We start from the raw sequence: 20,412 nt of genomic DNA on the forward strand, positions 1-20,412 counted from the left end.
AGAACAGTAGGTACTAGGCAAGACATGAGTTTCTGCTGAGCACTGAGCACGAGCTCAACCTCTCGACCGGCAGTGTCGACGGGCTCGTTTTGATCTTTTGACGCGATGAACTACTTTTTGAAAACCTCAGGCCCGTGTGGGATGAAGCAGTACGATCAGAACTGATTAGCTTGCCGACAAGCCTTATCGTTCCGTGCAAAGGGGGGCTAGAGGTTCGGCGCGAAGTCCGAAAAGCTGCGACCAGATCAGTATCATTTACCGCTCGAAGACGTGAGGTCGCGCAGGGCATCCTGGACGCGGCTCAGGAGAGAGCCGAGGCTGTGATCCAGGGCCGATCGCGGAGCGTGCCGGATCAAGGTTCTCATCGCAATCGCGGCTGCTTGCCTGCCCATTTGCCTCGGGTGGAACGGATCATCGAGCCTGCGAGCACGCTTTGTCCGTGCGGTTGCGGCGCCATGACGAAGATCGGCGAGGATGTCACCAAACGCCTCGACGTGATCCCGGCGCAATGGCGAGTGCTTGGTCACGCCGGCGCTTCGTCAAATTGGCCCGCAACAGCAAGTCGCCGAGGCCGCGGTTCGGCACATCGCACAGCTTTACGCCATCGAAGCCATGGTACGCGCTTCATCGCCGGACATCCGGCTGGCCGCGCGCAAGGAGCACTCGCTGCCATCGTCGCCGCGTTAAAGCCGTGGTTCGAGAAACAACTGTCGATGATCTCAAGTGGTTCGACGCTCGCCGAGCGGTACGCATCCGACGGGCGCCGTCTTGCGTGACGCGTGGTAATTCGCGAAGCGTGCGACCTTAAGTCTAGCTTTAAGGTCATCAGGCGATGCGGGTCGAGGTTTTGGGCGGGCTGGAGCGGCGGCGGCGCTGGTCGCAGGATGACAAGGCGCGGATTGTCGAGGAGACGTTGGCGCCAGGCGCGAAGGTGACAGAGGTTGCGCGTCGCAACGGAGTAGCGGCCGGCCTGGTATTTACCTGGCGTCGACAAGCGCGGACATCAGAGCAGGTTGTACCTTCCTTTGCGCCGGTGCAGATCGTCGCTACAGAAGTGGAGGAAACTCCGAAGCTTTTGCCTGCGGGTGACGGTCGAGTGCGCTCCGTGGCGGCCGCGCGTACTGGATTGATCGAGATCGATCTTGGCAACCGACGACGCATCCGGGTGGATGCACACGTCGATCCGGAGGCGCTGGCGCGGGTCCTCGAGGTGCTTGAGCGCCGATGATCGCCATACCGGGCAATGTACGGGTTTGGCTCGCGACCGGCCATACCGATATGCGCCGAGGCTTCCCTAGCCTTGCGCGTCTGGTTCAGGAGGGTTTGAAACGGAACCCTCACGCTGGCGATCTCTACGTTTTTAGAGGCCGCCGCGGCGACCTGATCAAGATCATCTGGCATGATGGCCAGAGCGCGTGTCTGTTCACGAAGCGGCTGGAGCGCGGCCGCTTTTTGTGGCCGTCGCTGGCGGACGGCGTTGTGACGATCAGCGTTGCGCAACTATCCTATCTCCTGTCCGGAATTGACTGGCGGATGCCGCAGGCGACCTGGCGTCCACAGGCTTCCGGTTAAGCTGTGGCTCTTTGACTCACGGCAGGAATCCAGCGGGATTTTTTGCCGCGAATATGGTTGATTCGCCCTCGTGACGACGCCCACCGATGCGCTTCCCGCCGACCTTGCCGCTGCGCATGCGATGATCATTGCGCCACGCGCAAAATCCACGGCCGCCGCGACGCCCCCTACCGGATAACCTGCCGGTCGAACGTATCATCGAACCCATGCCTTGCGCGTGTGGCAAGTGCGGCAGTGAAGGGCTGCACAAGCTCGGCGAGATGGTATCGAAGACTCTGGAATGCGACACGAACCCGGTCGAGAACGCCATCCGGCCAGTCTGCCTGACCAGAAAAAATGCGCTCTTCGCCGGTCATGAAGTCGGCGCGGAAAACTGGGCGCTGCTCGCGTCGATCGTCGCCACCTGCAAGCTCAACGACGTCAACCCGGCCGCCTACATCGCCGAAACACTCGAGACGATCATCGACGGCCATCCCCATAGCAGCATCGAAGACCTCATGCCGTGGCGATTCCGCAAGACGTCAAGCTTGCACCGACGGGGTCGCGGCTAAGCGCTTACCGTTGATCAAGGGCAACATCTATGTCTGCCCAGGTGGCGCGGAGCTGGCCAGCACAGGCAATATCGATCAAGGTCATATCGCTTACTACAGGGCCAGCAAGAACGATCGCTCCTGTGCTCACTAAAGCCGAAGTGCACGACCGCAACCGTGCGCAAAATTACCCGCGACCTTGACGAAGATGTGCGTGATCGCGTCCGCGCTTTGGCCAATACAGAAGCCTTCGAACAGTCGCGCCGGGAGCGCAAGAAGGTTGAGATGCGATTTGCGCACATGAAACGCGTTCTCAGGCTCGACCGGTTCCGGCTGCGGGGCTTGAGCGGCGTCAGAGACGAAGTCCTGCCCACGGCAACCGCACAAAACCTTAGGAGGCTAGCCAAGCTTCTCTGTCGTGTCCCACCTCCCCGGACAGCGATTCGCCCGGCGTAGGCATCCCCTCGGGCACAACTACCTATACAATACCCCAACAAAAGCAGACCCAACCAACAAACCGCGCAAGAAGTCACAGCGAAGGCTGGCAATCGAGATCAGTCGAGTTTTACAACAGTATCCGGCGGAGATGGGAAGCAATCGCGCACACCAAACACGCTCGATTCGTCCGACGACAAATCGCATTGCTATGACCGAGGCCGCAATGTCGTTGGCCACGTTTTTCCGCCTCTCCCATGGTCAGGGGCGTACCGAACTTCGCGCCACCGTATTGATATTGGCACGTTCCGCGCCTCTGGCCTTGGATGTCAGCTTTGTCTCCAATCGCCGAGTGAGCTGCTCGTTCGGAAGTTCCGAGCCGGGCCAAGAACGACCGACTCGACGACGGTGAATAAGGCATAATACTGCCTCTATCAAACTAAGCCGCGGCATCATCAATGAAATGAGGGTTCCTGGTGCCTCTAAGCTTGGCCGAATGCGCTGGTCCGGGTGTGCGGGCCATTTTCATCAGAGACCCCACCAGATCCAGGAGGTGATCAGTCTCCCAGGTAAGGTACGCTAGTGAACGCGCATCTACACTCGCGCTGCTACAATGCCAGCTGCTACAATGCCAAATGATACTAGGCAACCAAGGGAATGATCGCTATGGCCGAACCTATCATCAAACTGGGCTCGAAAGGTGATGCGGTAAAGAGGGCGCAAAAGGCGTTGATTGAGCGATATTATCTTCCTCTCGGAACAGATGACGGCATCTTCGGACCTGTGACCCGAAAGGCGGTCAGAAGTTATCAAACTGATCGATCCGTAGGGCATGACTGGGCGTTCTCGTTTCCCCTAAAAGTTGACGGCATCGTGGGGCCGGCGACTTGGTTCAGGCTAACGCCAGAGACGGTCAAGAAGGGCTCAAAGGGCAGCGGTGTGAGGCTCCTCCAGGAGATACTCAAACACTATGCGGACCCTCAGCTTGATCCTGGGGCCGTAGACGGCGATTTTGGCCCGCACACTGAGGCTGCGGTGAAGGTATTCCAGGCATCTCACGTTGATTTCGATGGTACCCCGTTGAAGGCTGACGGAATTGTCGGCCCCAAGACGTGGGCCGCCCTCTGGAGTTGATCGAGCGCGTTTTAACTTCGACATGAAGCAAAGGGAGTTCAAAAGCGTCACAACGACCAGCGCGCGCGAACAGCGTTAGGATCAAAGAGCCCCTTTTGGGATGAGGGTAAGGTCCTCGGGCCCCGCCCTCGCCCCGATAAAAAGCTGAACGTCCATGACCAACGAAGTGTCGGCGTAGCTTGCTGAGATCCTGGGTAGCTTAGTCAATTCTAATCCAACTGCGGCTCCGAAACGGTTTCACACGCGCCCGCTACGCGGTTCGTGCCCACCAAGTCGCCCGAGCAACAGAGTTGCAGTATCCGCGTCTTGTTGCGGGGGTAGATGAAATGTATTCCTCCGCTAAGGGCCGCCTTGTTTGATGGGCGCGAGCGCTGCAGGTCCTAGGGGTAATCCTAGGAGAAGCGCTATGACGATTTCGAGGGCGGAGGTGATCACAACGGTCGAGCGGCGGCGCCGGTGGTCGCAGGATGAGAAGGAACGGCTCGTCGCAGCGTCGCTCGAGCCCGGCGCCAATGTTTCCGAGGTGGCTCGCGTGGCCGGGCTTCATGTGAGCCAGCTGTTCAGGTGGCGTAAGGAGCTTTGCAGGCACGGCGAAGCGAGCATAGCGCCGTTTGTTCCGGTCGAGATTGGGCCGTCTGCGCTACCGCGGGAGGTGGCCGAAGCGGCGTTGACGCCAACGGCGCGTCGACGCAAGAGCCAGGGCATCATCGATGATTGATCTTGGTAGCGGGCACCGCATCCGGGTCGATGGCGACGTTGATGGAGATGCGCTACGTCGCGTTCTCGATGCTTTGGTCCGCCGATGATCCCGGTTCCGACGGGCGCGCGAGTGTGGCTCGCGACAGGCTACACGGACATGCGCCGAGGCTTTCCGTCGTTGGCGCTCCAAGTGCAGGAGGTGCTGCACAAAGACCCGCTCAGCGGTCATTTGTTTGTCTTCCGCGGTCGCCGCAGCGATCTTGTGAAGCTGATCTGGCACGACGGCCAAGGAGCATGCCTTTTTACCAAAAGACTCGAGCGAGGAAGGTTCATCTGGCCATCGGTTGGCGGTGAAACGGTAACGATCTCGCCGGCGCAGTTGAGTTATCTGTTGTCCGGAATCGATTGGCGCACCCCGCAAGAAACCCAGCGTCCGACGCGGGTCGGATAACCGTTTTGGGTTTGAATCTGCTGCTCGATCTGATTCAATGGCTTCATGAGCTCGAAGCCAGACGATCTTCCTGCGGATCTTGCGAGCGCCTACATGGCGCTGCTGGCCGAGCGCAAGGCGTTGCAAGTTGAGCGCGATATCGCAGTCGCGGATGCCGCCAGCGCGCGGGCGGAGCTGTCGGACAACGAAGCGTTGATCGCACATCTCGAACTGCGGATCGAGAAGCTCAAACGCGAACTGTACGGGCCGCGGTCCGAGCGCACGGCGCGGCTGATCGAGCAATTGGAATTGGAGCTCGAAGAACTCATCACCATGGCGAGTGAGGATGAGCTCGCCGCGCGTGCCGCGGCTGCAAAGGTACAGAACGTTCGGGCCTTCACGCGCAAGCGGCCGGTGCGCAAGCCTTGGCCGGACGACATCGAACGCGAGCGGGTCGTCATTGAGGCGCCAACGAGCTGCGCCTGCTGCGGCGGATCGCGCCTGGCGAAGCTGGGCGAGGATGTGACCGAGACGTTGGAGGAGATCCCGCGCCGGTTCAAGCTGATCGAGACGGTGCGGGAAAAGTTCACCTGCCGCGATTGTGAGAAGATCAGCCAGCCGCCCGCGCCGTTCCATGCCACACCGCGTGGCTTCATCGGTCCGCAACTGCTGGCGACAATCCTGTTCGACAAGTTCGGCATGCATATCCCGCTCAACCGTCAGAGCGTGCGCTTTAAGGCCGAGAGGATCGATCTGCCGCTGTCGACGCTGGCCGACCAGGTCGGCCACGGAACCTTCGCCGTTATGCCGCTGTTCCAGCTGATCGAGCACCATGTGCTCGCGGCCGAGCGCCTACATGGCGACGACACCACCATCCGCATCCTGGCGAAGGGCAAGTGCACGACTGGGCGGATCTGGACGTATGTGCGGGATGACCAGCCGTTCGCCGGGCCTGCGCCGCCGGCGGCGGTCTATTACGCCTCGAGCGACCGACGGGGCGAACATCCCCAGAAGCATCTGGCCGCCTTCGCCGGTATCTTGCAGGCGGATTGCTATAGCGGCTTCGAGCCGTTGTTCGATCCGAAAAGAAAAGCGATGCCGATCACGCCCGCATTTTGCCTGGCCCATGCGCGGCGGGGATTCTTCGAGCTGGCCGACATCGAGAAAACGGCCAGGGAAGGCCGCAAGGGCAAACCGGTCTCCCCGATCGCGCTGGAGGCGGTCAGGCGTCTTGACGCTCTGTTCGAGATCGAGCGCGCCATCAACGGCCGCAATGCCGACGAGCGGCGTGCCGTACGCCAGGAGAGGAGCAAGCCGCTTCTCGATGACTTGCACGACTGGCTGCTCCGCGAGCGAGAAGCCCTGTCGCGCTCCTCCGAGGTCCTGAAGCCCATGAACTACATGCTCAGGCGCTGGGACGACTTCTCCCGCTTCCTCGATGATGGCAGGATCTGCCTCAGCAATAATGCCGCTGAAAGAGCGTTGCGCGGCATCGCGTTGGGCAGGCGCAACTGGACCTTCGCCGGCAGCCTGCGCGGCGCCGACCGCGCTGCCATCATGCTGACGATGATCACGACCTGCCGCCTGAACAACGTCGATCCCAAAGCCTGGCTCGCCGACGTCCTCGCCCGGATCGCCGATCTTCCCACTTCGCGTCTGCGCGAACTGCTGCCCTGGGAATGGAAGCTCCTGCGGCAAGCCAACAACCCCACCGATCAGCAGGCCGCCTGACCTTCACCCAACGCTATCTTACAGATCGCCACGCCCACGCGCATGCGTCAATCAGGCGGCCTTCGTCGTATGCGTGTCAATCGGCCTGCAAATTTGACCCCTCATCGGCGTCCAATTTTGACCCCTTCGTGCGGCGGGCTTTGCTGGTAGCGCTCGTCTCGTCGGAGCTGGCCGGGATAGCGGAGGCGAGACGAGCGCGGGTGGCGTGATCGTCGTCTCGGCTCTTGAACCGCCAGCTATCGTTGCCGGTCTCGACAATGTCGCAGTGATGGGTCAATCGGTCGAGCAGCGCTGTGGTCATTTTGGCGTCGCCGAACACGCTCGGCCATTCGCCGAAGGCGAGATTGGTCGTCACGATGACGGAGGCGCGCTCATAGAGCCGGCTGACGAGGTGGAAGAGGAGCTGGCCACCGGACTGGGCGAAGGGCAAATAGCCGAGTTCATCCAGCACGATGAAGTCCATCCGGGTCAGATGCTCGGCGAGCCGTCCTTGCCGTCCGTTGCGGGTCTCGGTCTCGAGGCGATTGACGAGGTCGACTACGTTGAAGAAGCGGCCGCGGGCACCGGATCGGATGCAGCTTCTGGCGATGGCAATGGCCAGGTGGGTCTTGCCTGTGCCGGTGCCGCCAACCAGCACGACATTGCGTTGCTGGGCGATGAAGCCGCCGCTGGCGAGATCATTGACGAGAGTCTGATTGATCGGCGTGCCGTCGAACTGGAAGTCGGCGATGTCCTTGGCAAGCGGCAGCTTGGCAATGGTCAGCTGGTATTTGATCGAGCGGGCCTGCTTCTCGTTGATCTCGGCGTTAAGCAGGTCGCCGACAATGCGCTGAGGTTCGTGCTGGCGCTTGACGGCAGTTGCCATGATCTCGTCGAAGGCAGCCTTCATGCCGTAGAGCTTGAGCTCGCCCATGAGGTCGAAGATTTGGGTTCGTTCCATCAGATGGTCCTCCGGAGGTTGTCGTAGCGGGCACAATCGGCGATCGGTGCATGACGGAGCGTCAGTGCGGCCGGCGTCATGATGTTGGCCGGTGGGGCGGGTTCACGTTGACGGGCCAGGATGTTGAGCACGACATCGGCGGAATGGACGCCATGACCGAGCGCTTCGGCACAGGCCGCTTCCACCGCGGACAGACCGTCAGTCAGCACCGCGGTGAGGATGTCGACCATCTGCCGATTGCCATCGTCGGTGCTGGCAAGCTTGCGCCGGATCCGCTCGATCGCGGCCGGCAGCACCCAGTCTTTGAAGGGAGCGCCGTTGCGCAAGGCACCGGGTTTGCGAGCCAGCACCGGCACATAGTGCCAGGGATCATAGGTCGTCTCGCCGCGGCCAAAGGATCGCGGGTGCTCGGCAACGATGCGTCCATCCTGACGGATCACGATGCGGTCGGCATAAGCCTGGACTTCGACCGGCCGTCCGACTGCGCTGGCTGCGACCGAGTACTTGTTGTTGTCGAAGCGCACCAGGCAGGTCTTCGAGACCGATGCCGTCACCGCATGGAAGCCGTCGAAGCGGCCGGCATAGGGAACGAGCTTGGGACGCTCGGCTTCGAACACTTCCCAGATCGTCTGATCGACCAGCTCCGGGTGGCGATGAGCCTTGGCGTAGGCGATGCATTTGTCGAGCAGCCAGGCGTTTAACTCGTCGAGGTTTTTGAACCGCAGCCGCGGCGTGAAGAAGCGCTCCCGGACCAGCCCGACCTGGTTCTCGACCTGCCCCTTCTCCCAGCCCGACGCCGGCGTGCAGGCGACCGGATCGACCAGATAGTGGCTGCACATCTGCAGGAAGCGGCGATTGTAGAGACGCCCTTTACCGACGAAGATCGTCTCTACGGCGGTCTTCATGTTGTCGTAGATGCCGCGGGTGCAGGTGCCTTTGAACAGAGCGAACGCCCGGTCGTGGGCGTCGAACACCATCTCCTGCGTCTCCCGCGGATAGGCCCGCACGAACAGCATGCGGCTGTGACAGAGCCGGACATGGGCGGCCTTCACCATCACCGTGGTCCCGCTCAGCAAGACCACCTCGTGGCTCCAGTCGAACTGGTAGGCTTCGCCTGGGGCAAAGCTCAGCGGGACATAAGCCGCCGCGGTCGATTGCCCGCGTTCTTTGCTCCACCGCCTGGCGTAACGCCGCACGGCATCGTAACCGCCGTCGTAGCCGCGGCCGCGCAGCTCTTCGAAGATCCGGATCAACGTCAGCTGTTCACGAGCCGATTTGGCCGCGTTCGCCGCCAGCAATCCGTCAAGCTCTACTGCCCATCGTCCCAGCTTTGGCCGCGGCTGCACCTGCCGCTCGTACTCGAAGGAGGTCTCTCCCGACCTCAGCACCTTCCGGACCGTGTTCCGCGACACCTTCAGGTCACGGGCGATCTCCTTGATCGTCTTGCCCTTGATGAAGTGCTCGCGCCGGATCCGGGCAATTGTCTCCACGATCAGCATCCCCCACCACCTGCTTCGTTCCAAAGCAGGCAGCGCAACAGATCAATCTGTAGGGGGTCAATTTTGGACGCCGATCCCCCGGCTTAGGGGGTCAATATTGCAGGCCGAATGACAGTATGCGTACGATGAAATGCGCAATCAGGGGCGCTCAGCGCCTGATTTTCGTGGTCGGCCCACCGCGAGCGGCGATCGCCTGTTCATGTCCATCGCCTGTTCATGTCCCCGGGGTGCGCCAATCAGGCGTAAAACTCTAAGTACCTGGCCCCAAAGTCGGGATCCATGTCAGATGCCCAATGCGGCACCTGCACCAGAGATTTAGTTGCGGCTGTTCTACGCCAGCGCTTGGCCGGCCGTCCAATCCATGACGGCCGGCACAAGCCTTAACTATAGATGAACTGGTTTCTCTCAGGGGGCCTGGCCAGCCCTGCCCCCTGAGGTATGCTAGCGCTCCATCTCGCCCATAAGGATTTCATCTGGAGCGTATCGTGGATTGGAAATGAGAGTCCGCATTTCCGCATTCTTGTCCTCGTCCGTAAACCGGAATCCCTTCTTGTAGAAAAATTCTGAAGCTCCCTCATCTTGAGAGAGAAGGGATAGCGTGGAAAGGCCCGCGGACTCCCTAATGTGATCGGCGACTGCGATCATAGCCGTCCCGACCCCCTTGTACCTCGACCGGCCGACATTCTCTATGGTGAGAATTCGCAAATTGTCGCGCCCCGGCGCCACGGTCATACTTCCCACCTTATTGCGTTCATTGGCATCAGAAAACAAAGAAACGCTTTGGGCGTTGCCAATATTGCTACTTACTCTGTGTAGCCTGACTGACTCACCTGTCCTCTTGTCAACAGCGAAAGAGGCTGGCCCTTCAGCAGCTAAAGCGGCCGTAAAAGCAGTTGTATCTGCGCCAGAAGTGCCGGCCAACGCATCGCGCTGCTGGTCCACACTTTGCCCGTAGGCATTGTTGTAATTGGTTCTCATCGCAACGAGTTGTTATGTAGACAAGCTGACAAAAAGCTGACAAAGCCGACATTTCTTGCCAATGTGCCGGCGTCGCCTGACACGCTCGCTTTGCGTCGTCCAAAGCAGTACTCAGCGCTCTAGCGTGACCTGATCTCGAGCGCTGGCTGACGAACAAGCCACGCCTGGCCTGCCTTGTCGAACATTCGGCGCCGGCCGACCTTGATCTGCTGCGCGAATGCGGCATAGGCCGCAATGTCTCCGAACCGGACCGGCATGAACGTAAATCTCACAGAGGCGCGATTGCCGAACCGCGCCGCGACGAGCAGCGCAGTATCTTGGTAGACCTTCGGCTCGACCTTCATTTTCATCCGGCTGATCTCGATCTTGCGCGCGTAAGGGACCGGGTTGGAGATATTGACCTGGTCGCCGCGACGGAATGCCGAAACGTCGCTGACGACATGACCATTTAGCCCGTCTTATTCGTCAGAGTGCGCCTGAGAGGCTGGCGAGCGTGGTGTAAAGCGCTGATGCGGCGTAGGATTCGGTTGCGAAGCCAACCCCATCACCTCAACCGCGAACGCCACGCCCGCCATGACCGACGATACGATTCTGCCCTTCTCGTTTCCAGCCGTTCACGCCAAGAAAGTCACAGCTGCCTTCGATGGCGGTCGGCTGACCTCGAACGGGGGCGTGATGCTTCTGGCGATGGCCGAGCGGCGTCTCGGCTTGGCCGACAATTTGGCCCGGGTGTTCCCGGATCGGCGCGATCCGACGCGGGTCGTGCACAGCCTTGTCGATATGTTCCGCGCGCGCATGTTCGCGATCTGCTGCGGCTACGAGGACGCCGACGACCTCGATCATCTGCGGTCCGATCCCGCATTCAAGCTGGCCTGCGGACGGCTGCCGGACACGGGTCGCGATCTGTGTTCCCAACCGACGCTGTCGCGGCTGGAGAATGCTCCGCGCCTGCGCGACGTGATCCGACTGACCTACACTTTGGTCGACGCATGGATGGATAGCTACCCGCGCGAGCCGGCATCCGTCACGCTCGACATCGATGATACCTGCGATGTCGTCCACGGCCATCAGCAGCTCTCGCTGTTCAACGCTCATTATGACGAACGCTGCTTCCTGCCGATCCACGTCTACGACACGGAGAAGAGCCGGCCCGTGGCGGTCGTGCTGCGGCCCGGCAAGACGCCGGGCGGCGTCGAGGTGCGTGCCCACCTGCGCCGCCTGATCCGGCATATCCGGACGCGGTGGCACAACACGCGAATTACGTTCCGTGGCGACGGGCACTATGCCCGGCCGGAGGCCATGGCGTGGTGCGAGACCAACGGCATCGACTACATCTTCGGTCTGTCCGGCACCAAGCCGCTCGCCAGAAAACTCGACGAGGCCGCCGACGACATCCGCACGCGACGCGCCATCGAGAACCTGCCGGTTCTGCGTGGCTATACCGAGACGCGCCACAAGGCCAAGTCCTGGGATCGCGAACGGCGTACCGTCGCCCGTATTGAGGCGACGATGCTCGGCCTCGACATCCGTTTCGTCGTCACCAGCCTCGATGTCGGCTCGGCCGAGTGGATCTACGACAGCCTGTATTGCGCGCGCGGCCAAGCCGAGAATCTGATCAAGCTGCATAAGACACAGCTCGCCTCCGATCGCACCAGCTGCCGTTCGGCGCTCGCCAATCAAGTCCGCCTCGTTCTCCACACCGCCGCTTATTGGCTGATGCTGACCGTGCGCGACGCGATTCCCAAAGCCCGGGAATTGGCCACAGCCGAGTTCGCGACGCTGCGTCTTCGTCTCTTGAAACTCGCTGCCCGTGTGGTCGAGACCACGAGCCGCATTCGCCTTGCGTTTGCCGCGGCATGTCCCGAAGCCGACCTGATCCGCGGCTTGCCAGGCGCGCTGCTGCCGCTCGGTCCTTGACCGGCGGGGCGTCCGCCCCCCGTTCGCCCAACCTACACCTCAAGCGCGTTGCAAAGTACGGGTCGGTCAGGCGGTGAAAAGCCGAAGGCAATCCCGCGCGCCTCGTCAGAGCAGATGTGCGGCCACATCAAGCGGACTAAAAAACGCACTCTCACGAATAGGACGGGTTAGAAAAACCGTGTGGCTATCCCGGTAGAGAGTATTCCTCCGCTAAGGGCCGCCTTGTTTGATGGGCGCGAGCGCTGCAGGTCTAGGGGTAATCCTAGGAGAAGCGCTATGACGATTTCGAGGGCGGAGGTGATCACAACGGTCGAGCGGCGGCGCCGGTGGTCGCAGGATGAGAAGGAACGGCTCGTCGCAGCGTCGCTCGAGCCCGGCGCCAATGTTTCCGAGGTGGCTCGCGTGGCCGGGCTTCATGTGAGCCAGCTGTTCAGGTGGCGTAAGGAGCTTTGCAGGCACGGCGAAGCGAGCATAGCGCCGTTTGTTCCGGTCGAGATTGGGCCGTCTGCGCTACCGCGGGAGGTGGCCGAAGCGGCGTTGACGCCAACGGCGCGTCGACGCAAGAGCCAGGGCATCATCGAGATTGATCTTGGTAGCGGGCACCGCATCCGGGTCGATGGCGACGTTGATGGAGATGCGCTACGTCGCGTTCTCGATGCTTTGGTCCGCCGATGATCCCGGTTCCGACGGGCGCGCGAGTGTGGCTCGCGACAGGCTACACGGACATGCGCCGAGGCTTTCCGTCGTTGGCGCTCCAAGTGCAGGAGGTGCTGCACAAAGACCCGCTCAGCGGTCATTTGTTTGTCTTCCGCGGTCGCCGCAGCGATCTTGTGAAGCTGATCTGGCACGACGGCCAAGGAGCATGCCTTTTTACCAAAAGACTCGAGCGAGGAAGGTTCATCTGGCCATCGGTTGGCGGTGAAACGGTAACGATCTCGCCGGCGCAGTTGAGTTATCTGTTGTCCGGAATCGATTGGCGCACCCCGCAAGAAACCCAGCGTCCGACGCGGGTCGGATAACCGTTTTGGGTTTGAATCTGCTGCTCGATCTGATTCAATGGCTTCATGAGCTCGAAGCCAGACGATCTTCCTGCGGATCTTGCGAGCGCCTACATGGCGCTGCTGGCCGAGCGCAAGGCGTTGCAAGTTGAGCGCGATATCGCAGTCGCGGATGCCGCCAGCGCGCGGGCGGAGCTGTCGGACAACGAAGCGTTGATCGCACATCTCGAACTGCGGATCGAGAAGCTCAAACGCGAACTGTACGGGCCGCGGTCCGAGCGCACGGCGCGGCTGATCGAGCAATTGGAATTGGAGCTCGAAGAACTCATCACCATGGCGAGTGAGGATGAGCTCGCCGCGCGTGCCGCGGCTGCAAAGGTACAGAACGTTCGGGCCTTCACGCGCAAGCGGCCGGTGCGCAAGCCTTGGCCGGACGACATCGAACGCGAGCGGGTCGTCATTGAGGCGCCAACGAGCTGCGCCTGCTGCGGCGGATCGCGCCTGGCGAAGCTGGGCGAGGATGTGACCGAGACGTTGGAGGAGATCCCGCGCCGGTTCAAGCTGATCGAGACGGTGCGGGAAAAGTTCACCTGCCGCGATTGTGAGAAGATCAGCCAGCCGCCCGCGCCGTTCCATGCCACACCGCGTGGCTTCATCGGTCCGCAACTGCTGGCGACAATCCTGTTCGACAAGTTCGGCATGCATATCCCGCTCAACCGTCAGAGCGTGCGCTTTAAGGCCGAGAGGATCGATCTGCCGCTGTCGACGCTGGCCGACCAGGTCGGCCACGGAACCTTCGCCGTTATGCCGCTGTTCCAGCTGATCGAGCACCATGTGCTCGCGGCCGAGCGCCTACATGGCGACGACACCACCATCCGCATCCTGGCGAAGGGCAAGTGCACGACTGGGCGGATCTGGACGTATGTGCGGGATGACCAGCCGTTCGCCGGGCCTGCGCCGCCGGCGGCGGTCTATTACGCCTCGAGCGACCGACGGGGCGAACATCCCCAGAAGCATCTGGCCGCCTTCGCCGGTATCTTGCAGGCGGATTGCTATAGCGGCTTCGAGCCGTTGTTCGATCCGAAAAGAAAAGCGATGCCGATCACGCCCGCATTTTGCCTGGCCCATGCGCGGCGGGGATTCTTCGAGCTGGCCGACATCGAGAAAACGGCCAGGGAAGGCCGCAAGGGCAAACCGGTCTCCCCGATCGCGCTGGAGGCGGTCAGGCGTCTTGACGCTCTGTTCGAGATCGAGCGCGCCATCAACGGCCGCAATGCCGACGAGCGGCGTGCCGTACGCCAGGAGAGGAGCAAGCCGCTTCTCGATGACTTGCACGACTGGCTGCTCCGCGAGCGAGAAGCCCTGTCGCGCTCCTCCGAGGTCCTGAAGCCCATGAACTACATGCTCAGGCGCTGGGACGACTTCTCCCGCTTCCTCGATGATGGCAGGATCTGCCTCAGCAATAATGCCGCTGAAAGAGCGTTGCGCGGCATCGCGTTGGGCAGGCGCAACTGGACCTTCGCCGGCAGCCTGCGCGGCGCCGACCGCGCTGCCATCATGCTGACGATGATCACGACCTGCCGCCTGAACAACGTCGATCCCAAAGCCTGGCTCGCCGACGTCCTCGCCCGGATCGCCGATCTTCCCACTTCGCGTCTGCGCGAACTGCTGCCCTGGGAATGGAAGCTCCTGCGGCAAGCCAACAACCCCACCGATCAGCAGGCCGCCTGACCTTCACCCAACGCTATCTTACAGATCGCCACGCCCACGCGCATGCGTCAATCAGGCGGCCTTCGTCGTATGCGTACGGTAGAGACCGGGATGCGGATCTCCGACCGAGCCCGACCGGCGATCGCTCTCGCAACGTCTCGAGCGCGAAATCGACGATGTCCTGCATCGCCAGATAGCGGAAAACGATGCGCATCAGCCATCGACCGAGACGATCTCATCATTCGGCCCGGTCACGATCTCCTCGACCTCTGTCGGAATCCAATCGTTGAGCGCGTGGTCCGCCTGCTCTTGCTCGATCCGGTCGAGCATCTTTTTGCGCGCCTTCATCAGCGCGCGCTCTTTTGCTTCCTGGAACGCCTTCCGCGCGTTGAGGCCGGCCAGGTCGCCCGTGATGACGAAACGGGCCTCCTCACTGGTCGAGATCCCATTGCGCGCGGCGTCGAGCTTGCGCTCATAATCAGCCCCGTCGAACACCTTGCCCATTAGCCGCGGACCTGCAGCTCGAATGCGATGATCTGCCCCCGGATTCGCCTGGTCGCGTCGTCGACGCCCATGATGTTGACCTCGGCGCCGGCGATCGCGGCCGACGCCGGCGCGCATTTCCTCCTGGTGACGATCGAGCGCGGCCTCGAATTCGGCCGGCGGCATCGCGGCCAGGCGCGGCGCCTTCGATGACAGTTTGCGGTCGATCGCGTTTATCTGCGCCACGCTCGGGGACCGCATCAGGGATCAGCGTTTTGAACGGTAGAGCTGCTAAGCCCGTTCCCTGGCATCAAATCGCGATCCGTCAGCGGCAGCATGGTCGACAAGGCAACCTTGCCGGCCGGCACCGGCGCCGAGGGATCATTCAACAGGATGACGTGCCGGTCGCCCTGGCGGATCTCCCCGACGATCTCCGCCGGCTGATAGCCCTTGACCTTCGCCAGGACAGCCGCCTCTTTCGCGACGGCCCGCGCGCAGCTTCTTTTCCTCGGCCGAGATCTGCTTGTCGAGCTCGGCGACCTCGGCCTCGAGCGCGTCGACCTTGGTCTCGAGCTCGCCGATCTGCGCGGTCTCGGCCTCGGTCGGATTGGCGTTGCCCTGCAGCGCGTTGAGCTGCTCGAGCGCGGTTTTGCCGTCCTTTGCCTTGTTGGCGCGGGCCTGGCGCAGCTGCTTGATGGTTTCGAGCTGGGTCGTCTCGCCGAGATCCGCAGCATTCCTGACGTCGACAATCTGCTCGAGTTCGGAGAGCTGCGATCGTGGCTCAACGCGACCGAGATGCAGCTGCTGCGCGACATTGTCAAAATCGAGAACATGCTGCCGTCACGGCGCCGATGGGCACTTACTTGATAATTTGCATCTCCCGCGCAGCCGCGGAATCAATCGGGCATGCCCTGGCGCCGAAACCCGCATATTTCCTCCGCTACTGGTCCGGCCCCGTCGATCGAAACGCCGGCTTCAAGACGGTGCTGGTCTTCTGCGTCGGCAGCAAGAACGGTTCCTCGCCGTTATGGATATTGCAACGGAAGCCCGGTCATGGACCGCGAGAATCCGTCGAGCATTTTGATCTCCTCCGGGTCTATGTTGCCATCCGCCTCCATCACTTTTGCGCATGCCGATAGCGTGGCGACCATGTGACCTGAATTGCCTCGTGCGAGATGTTCGACTGCGCGATCTATCGATTCTGTGGTCGGCCGAAGCCGGCGAATGTAGAGACGCAAACGATCCTCATCCTTTCCGTTCAACTCAAACTGCGAACGAGCACAGCACGTCCCCATAAAATCAAGTATAACTCCGACCTCATCTGGAATGAGTTCTCCGTCAGCCAAACCAACGGCGGTTAAGAGCAACCCGCCGCTTTCGCGGCACATGGCCCTCAATCGAGTCCACTTCATCTTAAATTCGTTGGCCGCTTCAATCTCCGCGTCAGATGGCGGCCAGATCACGCCAAACGTTTCGCTAAGGAATTTGCTGGTTGGCTCGATCACAACTCCATCAAAATCCGCGACAGCATCGATGCGATCAACTCGGAAGTAGCGCGTTGCTTTGCGAAGATGACACCTTGCGACCAGGACTGGCACTCCAAAATCCGTGTGACGGATACTCCAAACGCGAATCGCGCGAACGCTAAGGTTTCCGCCTACATCTCGATAGTGCAGTACGAAGGATTGCCCTTCTGCATGCTCGATTGTGCCGGGCACCTTCTGAGGCGTGACGTGAACTTCGTCACTATGGTCCGCGTAAGGAACCACTAGCCCGTCCTATTCGTGAGAGTGCGTTTTTTAGTCCGATTGATGTGGCCGCACATCTGCTCTGACGAGGCGCGCGGGATTGCCTTCGGCTTTTCACCGCCTGACCGACCCGTACTTTGCAACGCGCTTGAGGTGTAGGTTGGGCGAACGGGGGGCGGACGCCCCGCCGGTCAAGGACCGAGAGGCAGCAGCGCGCCTGGCAAGCCGCGGATCAGGTCGGCTTCGGGACATGCCGCGGCAAACGCAAGGCGAATGCGGCTCGTGGTCTCGACGACACGGGCAGCGAGTTTCAAGAGACGAAGACGCAGCGTCGCGAACTCGGCTGTGGCCAATTCCCGGGCTTTGGGAATCGCGTCGCGCACGGTCAGCATCAGCCAATAAGCGGCGGTGTGGAGAACGAGGCGGACTTGATTGGCGAGCGCCGAACGGCAGCTGGTGCGATCGGAGGCGAGCTGTGTCTTATGCAGCTTGATCAGATTCTCGGCTTGGCCGCGCGCGCAATACAGGCTGTCGTAGATCCACTCGGCCGAGCCGACATCGAGGCTGGTGACGACGAAACGGATGTCGAGGCCGAGCATCGTCGCCTCAATACGGGCGACGGTACGCCGTTCGCGATCCCAGGACTTGGCCTTGTGGCGCGTCTCGGTATAGCCACGCAGAACCGGCAGGTTCTCGATGGCGCGTCGCGTGCGGATGTCGTCGGCGGCCTCGTCGAGTTTTCTGGCGAGCGGCTTGGTGCCGGACAGACCGAAGATGTAGTCGATGCCGTTGGTCTCGCACCACGCCATTGCCTCCGGCCGGGCATAGTGCCCGTCGCCACGGAACGTAATTCGCGTGTTGTGCCACCGCGTCCGGATATGCCGTATCAGGCGGCGCAGATGGGCACGCACCTCGACGCCGCCCGGCGTCTTGCCGGGCCGCAACACGACCGCCACGGGCCGGCTCTTCTCCGTGTCGTAGACGTGGATCGGCAGGAAGCAGCGTTCGTCATAATGAGCGTTGAACAGCGAGAGCTGCTGATGGCCGTGGACGACATCGCAGGTATCATCGATGTCAAGCGTGACGGATGCCGGCTCGCGCGGGTAGCTATCCATCCATGCGTCGACCAAAGTGTAGGTCAGTCGGATCACGTCGCGCAGGCGCGGAGCATTCTCCAGCCGCGACAGCGTCGGTTGGGAACACAGATCGCGACCCGTGTCCGGCAGCCGTCCGCAGGCCAGCTTGAATGCGGGATCGGACCGCAGATGATCGAGGTCGTCGGCGTCCTCGTAGCCGCAGCAGATCGCGAACATGCGCGCGCGGAACATATCGACAAGGCTGTGCACGACCCGCGTCGGATCGCGCCGATCCGGGAACACCCGGGCCAAATTGTCGGCCAAGCCGAGACGCCGCTCGGCCATCGCCAGAAGCATCACGCCCCCGTTCGAGGTCAGCCGACCGCCATCGAAGGCAGCTGTGACTTTCTTGGCGTGAACGGCTGGAAACGAGAAGGGCAGAATCGTATCATCGGTCATGGCGTCCTGGCGTTCGCGGTTGAGGTGATGGGGTTGGCTTTGCAACCGAATCCTACGCCGCATCAGCGCTTTACACCACGCTCGCCAGCCTCTCAGGCGCACTCTGACGAATAAGACGGGCTAGAGCGGGATGGGTCTAGCTTGAATCGATTTGGGATTCCCAAATCGGAAGGCTTCTGATTCAACATGCTGGCTGGGAAGGAGGCCAGCATGGATGGGACGAGCCTATTCGGACGACCTTCGTGAGCGGGTAGTGAGAGCTGTCATCAAAGGTGGCCTGTCGCGGCATCAGGCAGCGGCTCAATTTGGGGTGGGCATCAGCACGGCGATCAACTGGGTACAGCGCTTCCACGAGACCGGTAGCGTCAAGCCAGACCAGATCGGGGGCTATCGGCCAAAGAAGATTGCGGGGCCGCACCGCGAATGGCTGATGCAACGGTGCCGAAACGATTTTACCGTGCGCGGGCTGGTGGCCGAACTCGCTGAGCGTGGCCTGAAGGTCGATTACCGCACGATGTGGGAGTTCGTCCACGCCGAGAAGCTCAGTTACAAAAAAAGACGATGATTGCCGCCGAGCAGGATCGTCCCGATGTCACCCGTCGGCGGGCGCAGTGGACCAAGTATCGGGATCGGATCGCCACACATGGATAGCCCCTTTTAAATGGCGTGAGCCGTCGCGTCGGTTGTCATCCCGCCCCCGCGCGATAGAGCCCTGCTTGTCCCTCTGACTTGAAGGATGGAGGGGCATGTGCCTGGTGTCTACCGCGATCCGGTCAGCCGGCTGCCCCCCTAGAGTAGGTAGGAGCCCGATCCAATGTTGATGCTGTACCGTCAAACGTCGTTAGCCTTTCGGGCTGGACTCCGTGGAGCATCAGGATCTGACGATGTCTATGAGACTGCCAACTTGCGCGCCGAAGTTAAGAAGCGCATTGCCCAGATCGAAAGTATGACGCTAGTCCAGATTCAATGGTTCATGATGGATTGTATGTCCGAGCGGTCTGCTGGCAGGATGAAGGCATGTGAGGGCAATGCTCGCCACGCGCTGAACAAACGGGTCAGCATTCTCGGACGAGACCTTGTCGCGACGCGGGAGAGCTAAGCGCAGTGAGAAGGCCGCGATCCCGAAGCCGGGTCGCCAAGCTTGTACGCCTAAAGAAAGAACTCGCGGCATGAAGTTTGGACACAACACAGGAGCGGTACCCGCTCGCGTCAAGGACAAGAGGAGCGTGGCATGTTCGAACGATCACACTTTCGGTCTTATTCAACCTCGGCCCGCATTTGTATTGGCCTTGCGGTCTTAAGCGCCGTCCTGCTGGTCGGGATAATAATGCACTACGTCGCGCCGTAAGGCCGCTCCCCAGTATTGGGGCATCCTCGCTTGGTTGATTGGGGATTTGCTGGATGCCGTTCTGCCGCTGGAGACGAATAGGAGTGAGCCATGACTAGCCGCATTGCGTATTCAAGCAGTCGGTGGTTCAGGATGGCAAGAACTTGGAAGAAACAGCCATTGCAAACGTCAGACGCGACAAAAGCGCTTATGAGGTCACTGAGCAGGGCAAGACGGTCAAGGTGATCGTCGAAGAACACGATGGTCGCCAGTACCTCAAGACCGAGAACGATCGTTTTCTTCCCGACAGTCTTCTGAGTCTTCAGGATTGCTCGTGACCGGCGTGTCGTAATGTGACTTGAAGTCGTGGTCACACGGGGGCGGCGGTCCGGACCGTTGGCAAGCCTTGAAGTGAGTCACAGAACCGACATCGGTCGCGCTGTATACGTTTGCCACTGCAATCTTTTGCCGCGCTCATGAAGCCGCGCGCACGACGCCAGCGAAGGCGCTGGGCGTGGCGGACAAAGGCGTGGACATTGCGCAGCTTGTGGACGTTGCTCTCGCTGTGGCGCCTGCGCGGCTCACCGCACCGACACCGCCCCGGATCGGCGCTGGAAGTTCAGGGTAATTGACGGCGGAAAGAGCCAAGGTTGTGTCGGGGCCGGTTGACTCGGAACAGGCGAATCATCCAACATTCCCGATGGTGTGCAGATTCGCGCACCTACGGAAATACCGGGGTCTGGACA

19 protein-coding genes and 5 pseudogenes are annotated in these 20,412 nt (G+C 61.3%); 17 read left to right on the plus strand and 7 right to left on the minus strand.

Translation table 11 applies throughout. The features are described 5' to 3' along the window. Nucleotides 1-380: 380 nt before the first annotated feature. From HAP54_RS00005 to tnpC (HAP54_RS00045), 9 genes and pseudogenes are all read left to right on the plus strand, one after another. Nucleotides 381-521: pseudogene (locus HAP54_RS00005) on the plus strand (IS66 family transposase zinc-finger binding domain-containing protein); the annotation flags it as partial. A 311-nt stretch (nt 522-832) separates the two neighbouring features. Further along, entirely contained in the window at nt 833-1,228 is a 396-nt protein-coding gene (gene tnpA / locus HAP54_RS00010) for an IS66-like element accessory protein TnpA (RefSeq protein ID WP_165125823.1), read from the plus strand. Next, complete coding sequence (gene tnpB, locus HAP54_RS00015; RefSeq protein WP_029084864.1) at nt 1,225-1,572, plus strand: IS66 family insertion sequence element accessory protein TnpB; 348 nt, start codon at nt 1,225-1,227, stop codon at nt 1,570-1,572. The genes tnpA (HAP54_RS00010) and tnpB (HAP54_RS00015) overlap by 4 nt, the downstream gene beginning before the upstream one ends. Before the next feature lie 275 nt (nt 1,573-1,847). Further along, nucleotides 1,848-2,123, plus strand: a pseudogene (locus tag HAP54_RS00020) (transposase domain-containing protein); the annotation flags it as partial. A 16-nt stretch (nt 2,124-2,139) separates the two neighbouring features. Continuing rightward, nucleotides 2,140-2,558, plus strand: a pseudogene (locus HAP54_RS00025) (transposase); the annotation flags it as partial. Between the two features lie 645 nt (nt 2,559-3,203). Continuing rightward, nucleotides 3,204-3,671: a peptidoglycan-binding domain-containing protein gene (locus HAP54_RS00030; RefSeq protein WP_165125826.1), complete on the plus strand. Its 468-nt coding sequence runs from the start codon at nt 3,204-3,206 to the stop codon at nt 3,669-3,671. Between the two features lie 406 nt (nt 3,672-4,077). Beyond that, nucleotides 4,078-4,389, plus strand: a complete 312-nt coding sequence (gene tnpA, locus HAP54_RS00035; protein ID WP_166298498.1) for an IS66-like element accessory protein TnpA — start codon at nt 4,078-4,080, stop codon at nt 4,387-4,389. A gap of 84 nt (nt 4,390-4,473) precedes the next feature. Continuing rightward, the gene (tnpB, locus tag HAP54_RS00040) at nt 4,474-4,821 is read left to right on the plus strand and encodes an IS66 family insertion sequence element accessory protein TnpB (protein ID WP_028182053.1); all 348 of its coding nucleotides are present in this window, start codon (nt 4,474-4,476) and stop codon (nt 4,819-4,821) included. Nucleotides 4,822-4,866: 45 nt separating this feature from the next. Beyond that, complete coding sequence (gene tnpC, locus HAP54_RS00045; RefSeq protein WP_166294112.1) at nt 4,867-6,531, plus strand: IS66 family transposase; 1,665 nt, start codon at nt 4,867-4,869, stop codon at nt 6,529-6,531. Between the two features lie 76 nt (nt 6,532-6,607). On the opposite strand, the gene istB is transcribed toward tnpC (HAP54_RS00045), so the two are convergent. The 4 genes and pseudogenes from istB to HAP54_RS00065 form a co-directional block, all read right to left on the minus strand. After that, entirely contained in the window at nt 6,608-7,471 is an 864-nt protein-coding gene (istB, locus tag HAP54_RS00050; RefSeq protein WP_166294386.1) for an IS21-like element helper ATPase IstB, read from the minus strand. 8 nt (nt 7,472-7,479) lie between these two features. After that, a pseudogene (gene istA / locus HAP54_RS00055) lies at nt 7,480-8,970 on the minus strand (IS21 family transposase); the annotation flags it as partial. 441 nt (nt 8,971-9,411) lie between these two features. Then, on the minus strand, nt 9,412-9,948 hold the full coding sequence (locus tag HAP54_RS00060) for a GNAT family N-acetyltransferase (protein ID WP_029085180.1): 537 nt from the start codon (nt 9,946-9,948) through the stop codon (nt 9,412-9,414). A 119-nt stretch (nt 9,949-10,067) separates the two neighbouring features. Then, entirely contained in the window at nt 10,068-10,298 is a 231-nt protein-coding gene (locus HAP54_RS00065; protein WP_175619346.1) for a hypothetical protein, read from the minus strand. A gap of 223 nt (nt 10,299-10,521) precedes the next feature. Here HAP54_RS00065 and HAP54_RS00070 point away from each other — a divergent pair, with 223 nt between their 5' ends. The 4 genes from HAP54_RS00070 to tnpC (HAP54_RS00085) all read left to right on the plus strand — a co-directional run bounded on the left by HAP54_RS00070 (nt 10,522) and on the right by tnpC (HAP54_RS00085) (nt 14,594). Then, nucleotides 10,522-11,865, plus strand: a complete 1,344-nt coding sequence (locus HAP54_RS00070; protein WP_166204320.1) for an IS1380-like element ISBdi2 family transposase — start codon at nt 10,522-10,524, stop codon at nt 11,863-11,865. A gap of 276 nt (nt 11,866-12,141) precedes the next feature. Next, complete coding sequence (gene tnpA, locus HAP54_RS00075; protein ID WP_166294114.1) at nt 12,142-12,540, plus strand: IS66-like element accessory protein TnpA; 399 nt, start codon at nt 12,142-12,144, stop codon at nt 12,538-12,540. After that, complete coding sequence (gene tnpB / locus HAP54_RS00080) at nt 12,537-12,884, plus strand: IS66 family insertion sequence element accessory protein TnpB (RefSeq protein WP_028182053.1); 348 nt, start codon at nt 12,537-12,539, stop codon at nt 12,882-12,884. The genes tnpA (HAP54_RS00075) and tnpB (HAP54_RS00080) overlap by 4 nt, the downstream gene beginning before the upstream one ends. A 45-nt stretch (nt 12,885-12,929) precedes the next feature. Next, a complete protein-coding gene (gene tnpC / locus HAP54_RS00085) occupies nt 12,930-14,594 on the plus strand; it encodes an IS66 family transposase (protein ID WP_166294112.1) in 1,665 nt (554 codons plus the stop codon). A 192-nt stretch (nt 14,595-14,786) separates the two neighbouring features. Here tnpC (HAP54_RS00085) and HAP54_RS00090 read toward each other — a convergent pair whose 3' ends face one another. Then, a complete protein-coding gene (locus HAP54_RS00090) occupies nt 14,787-15,077 on the minus strand; it encodes a hypothetical protein (protein WP_029085208.1) in 291 nt (96 codons plus the stop codon). 27 nt (nt 15,078-15,104) lie between these two features. On the opposite strand from HAP54_RS00090, the gene HAP54_RS00095 reads away from it, so the two are divergent. Further along, nucleotides 15,105-15,269 carry a hypothetical protein gene (locus tag HAP54_RS00095; RefSeq protein ID WP_166298499.1) on the plus strand — a complete coding sequence of 55 codons (165 nt, stop codon included), beginning with the start codon at nt 15,105-15,107 and terminating at the stop codon, nt 15,267-15,269. Between the two features lie 237 nt (nt 15,270-15,506). Continuing rightward, entirely contained in the window at nt 15,507-15,923 is a 417-nt protein-coding gene (locus tag HAP54_RS00100) for a hypothetical protein (RefSeq protein ID WP_166298500.1), read from the plus strand. 158 nt (nt 15,924-16,081) lie between these two features. Here the strand turns inward: HAP54_RS00100 and HAP54_RS00105 are convergent, their stop codons facing one another. Together HAP54_RS00105 and HAP54_RS00110 are read right to left on the minus strand one after the other, a co-directional pair. Continuing rightward, nucleotides 16,082-16,654 (minus strand): hypothetical protein, encoded by a 573-nt coding sequence (locus tag HAP54_RS00105; protein WP_156929135.1) that lies wholly within the window; start codon nt 16,652-16,654, stop codon nt 16,082-16,084. 341 nt (nt 16,655-16,995) lie between these two features. Beyond that, nucleotides 16,996-18,339, minus strand: coding sequence for an IS1380-like element ISBdi2 family transposase (locus HAP54_RS00110; RefSeq protein WP_166204320.1), 1,344 nt, complete (start codon nt 18,337-18,339; stop codon nt 16,996-16,998). 214 nt (nt 18,340-18,553) lie between these two features. On the opposite strand from HAP54_RS00110, the pseudogene HAP54_RS00115 reads away from it, so the two are divergent. Both HAP54_RS00115 and HAP54_RS00120 read left to right on the plus strand, forming a co-directional pair. Then, nucleotides 18,554-18,975, plus strand: a pseudogene (locus HAP54_RS00115) (helix-turn-helix domain-containing protein); the annotation flags it as partial. 834 nt (nt 18,976-19,809) lie between these two features. After that, nucleotides 19,810-20,004 (plus strand): DUF3892 domain-containing protein, encoded by a 195-nt coding sequence (locus tag HAP54_RS00120; RefSeq protein WP_029085162.1) that lies wholly within the window; start codon nt 19,810-19,812, stop codon nt 20,002-20,004. The last annotated feature ends 408 nt before the right edge of the window (nt 20,005-20,412 follow it).

The sequence above is a fragment of the Bradyrhizobium sp. 2S1 genome, from assembly GCF_011516625.5.
Lineage (GTDB): Bacteria > Pseudomonadota > Alphaproteobacteria > Rhizobiales > Xanthobacteraceae > Bradyrhizobium > Bradyrhizobium septentrionale.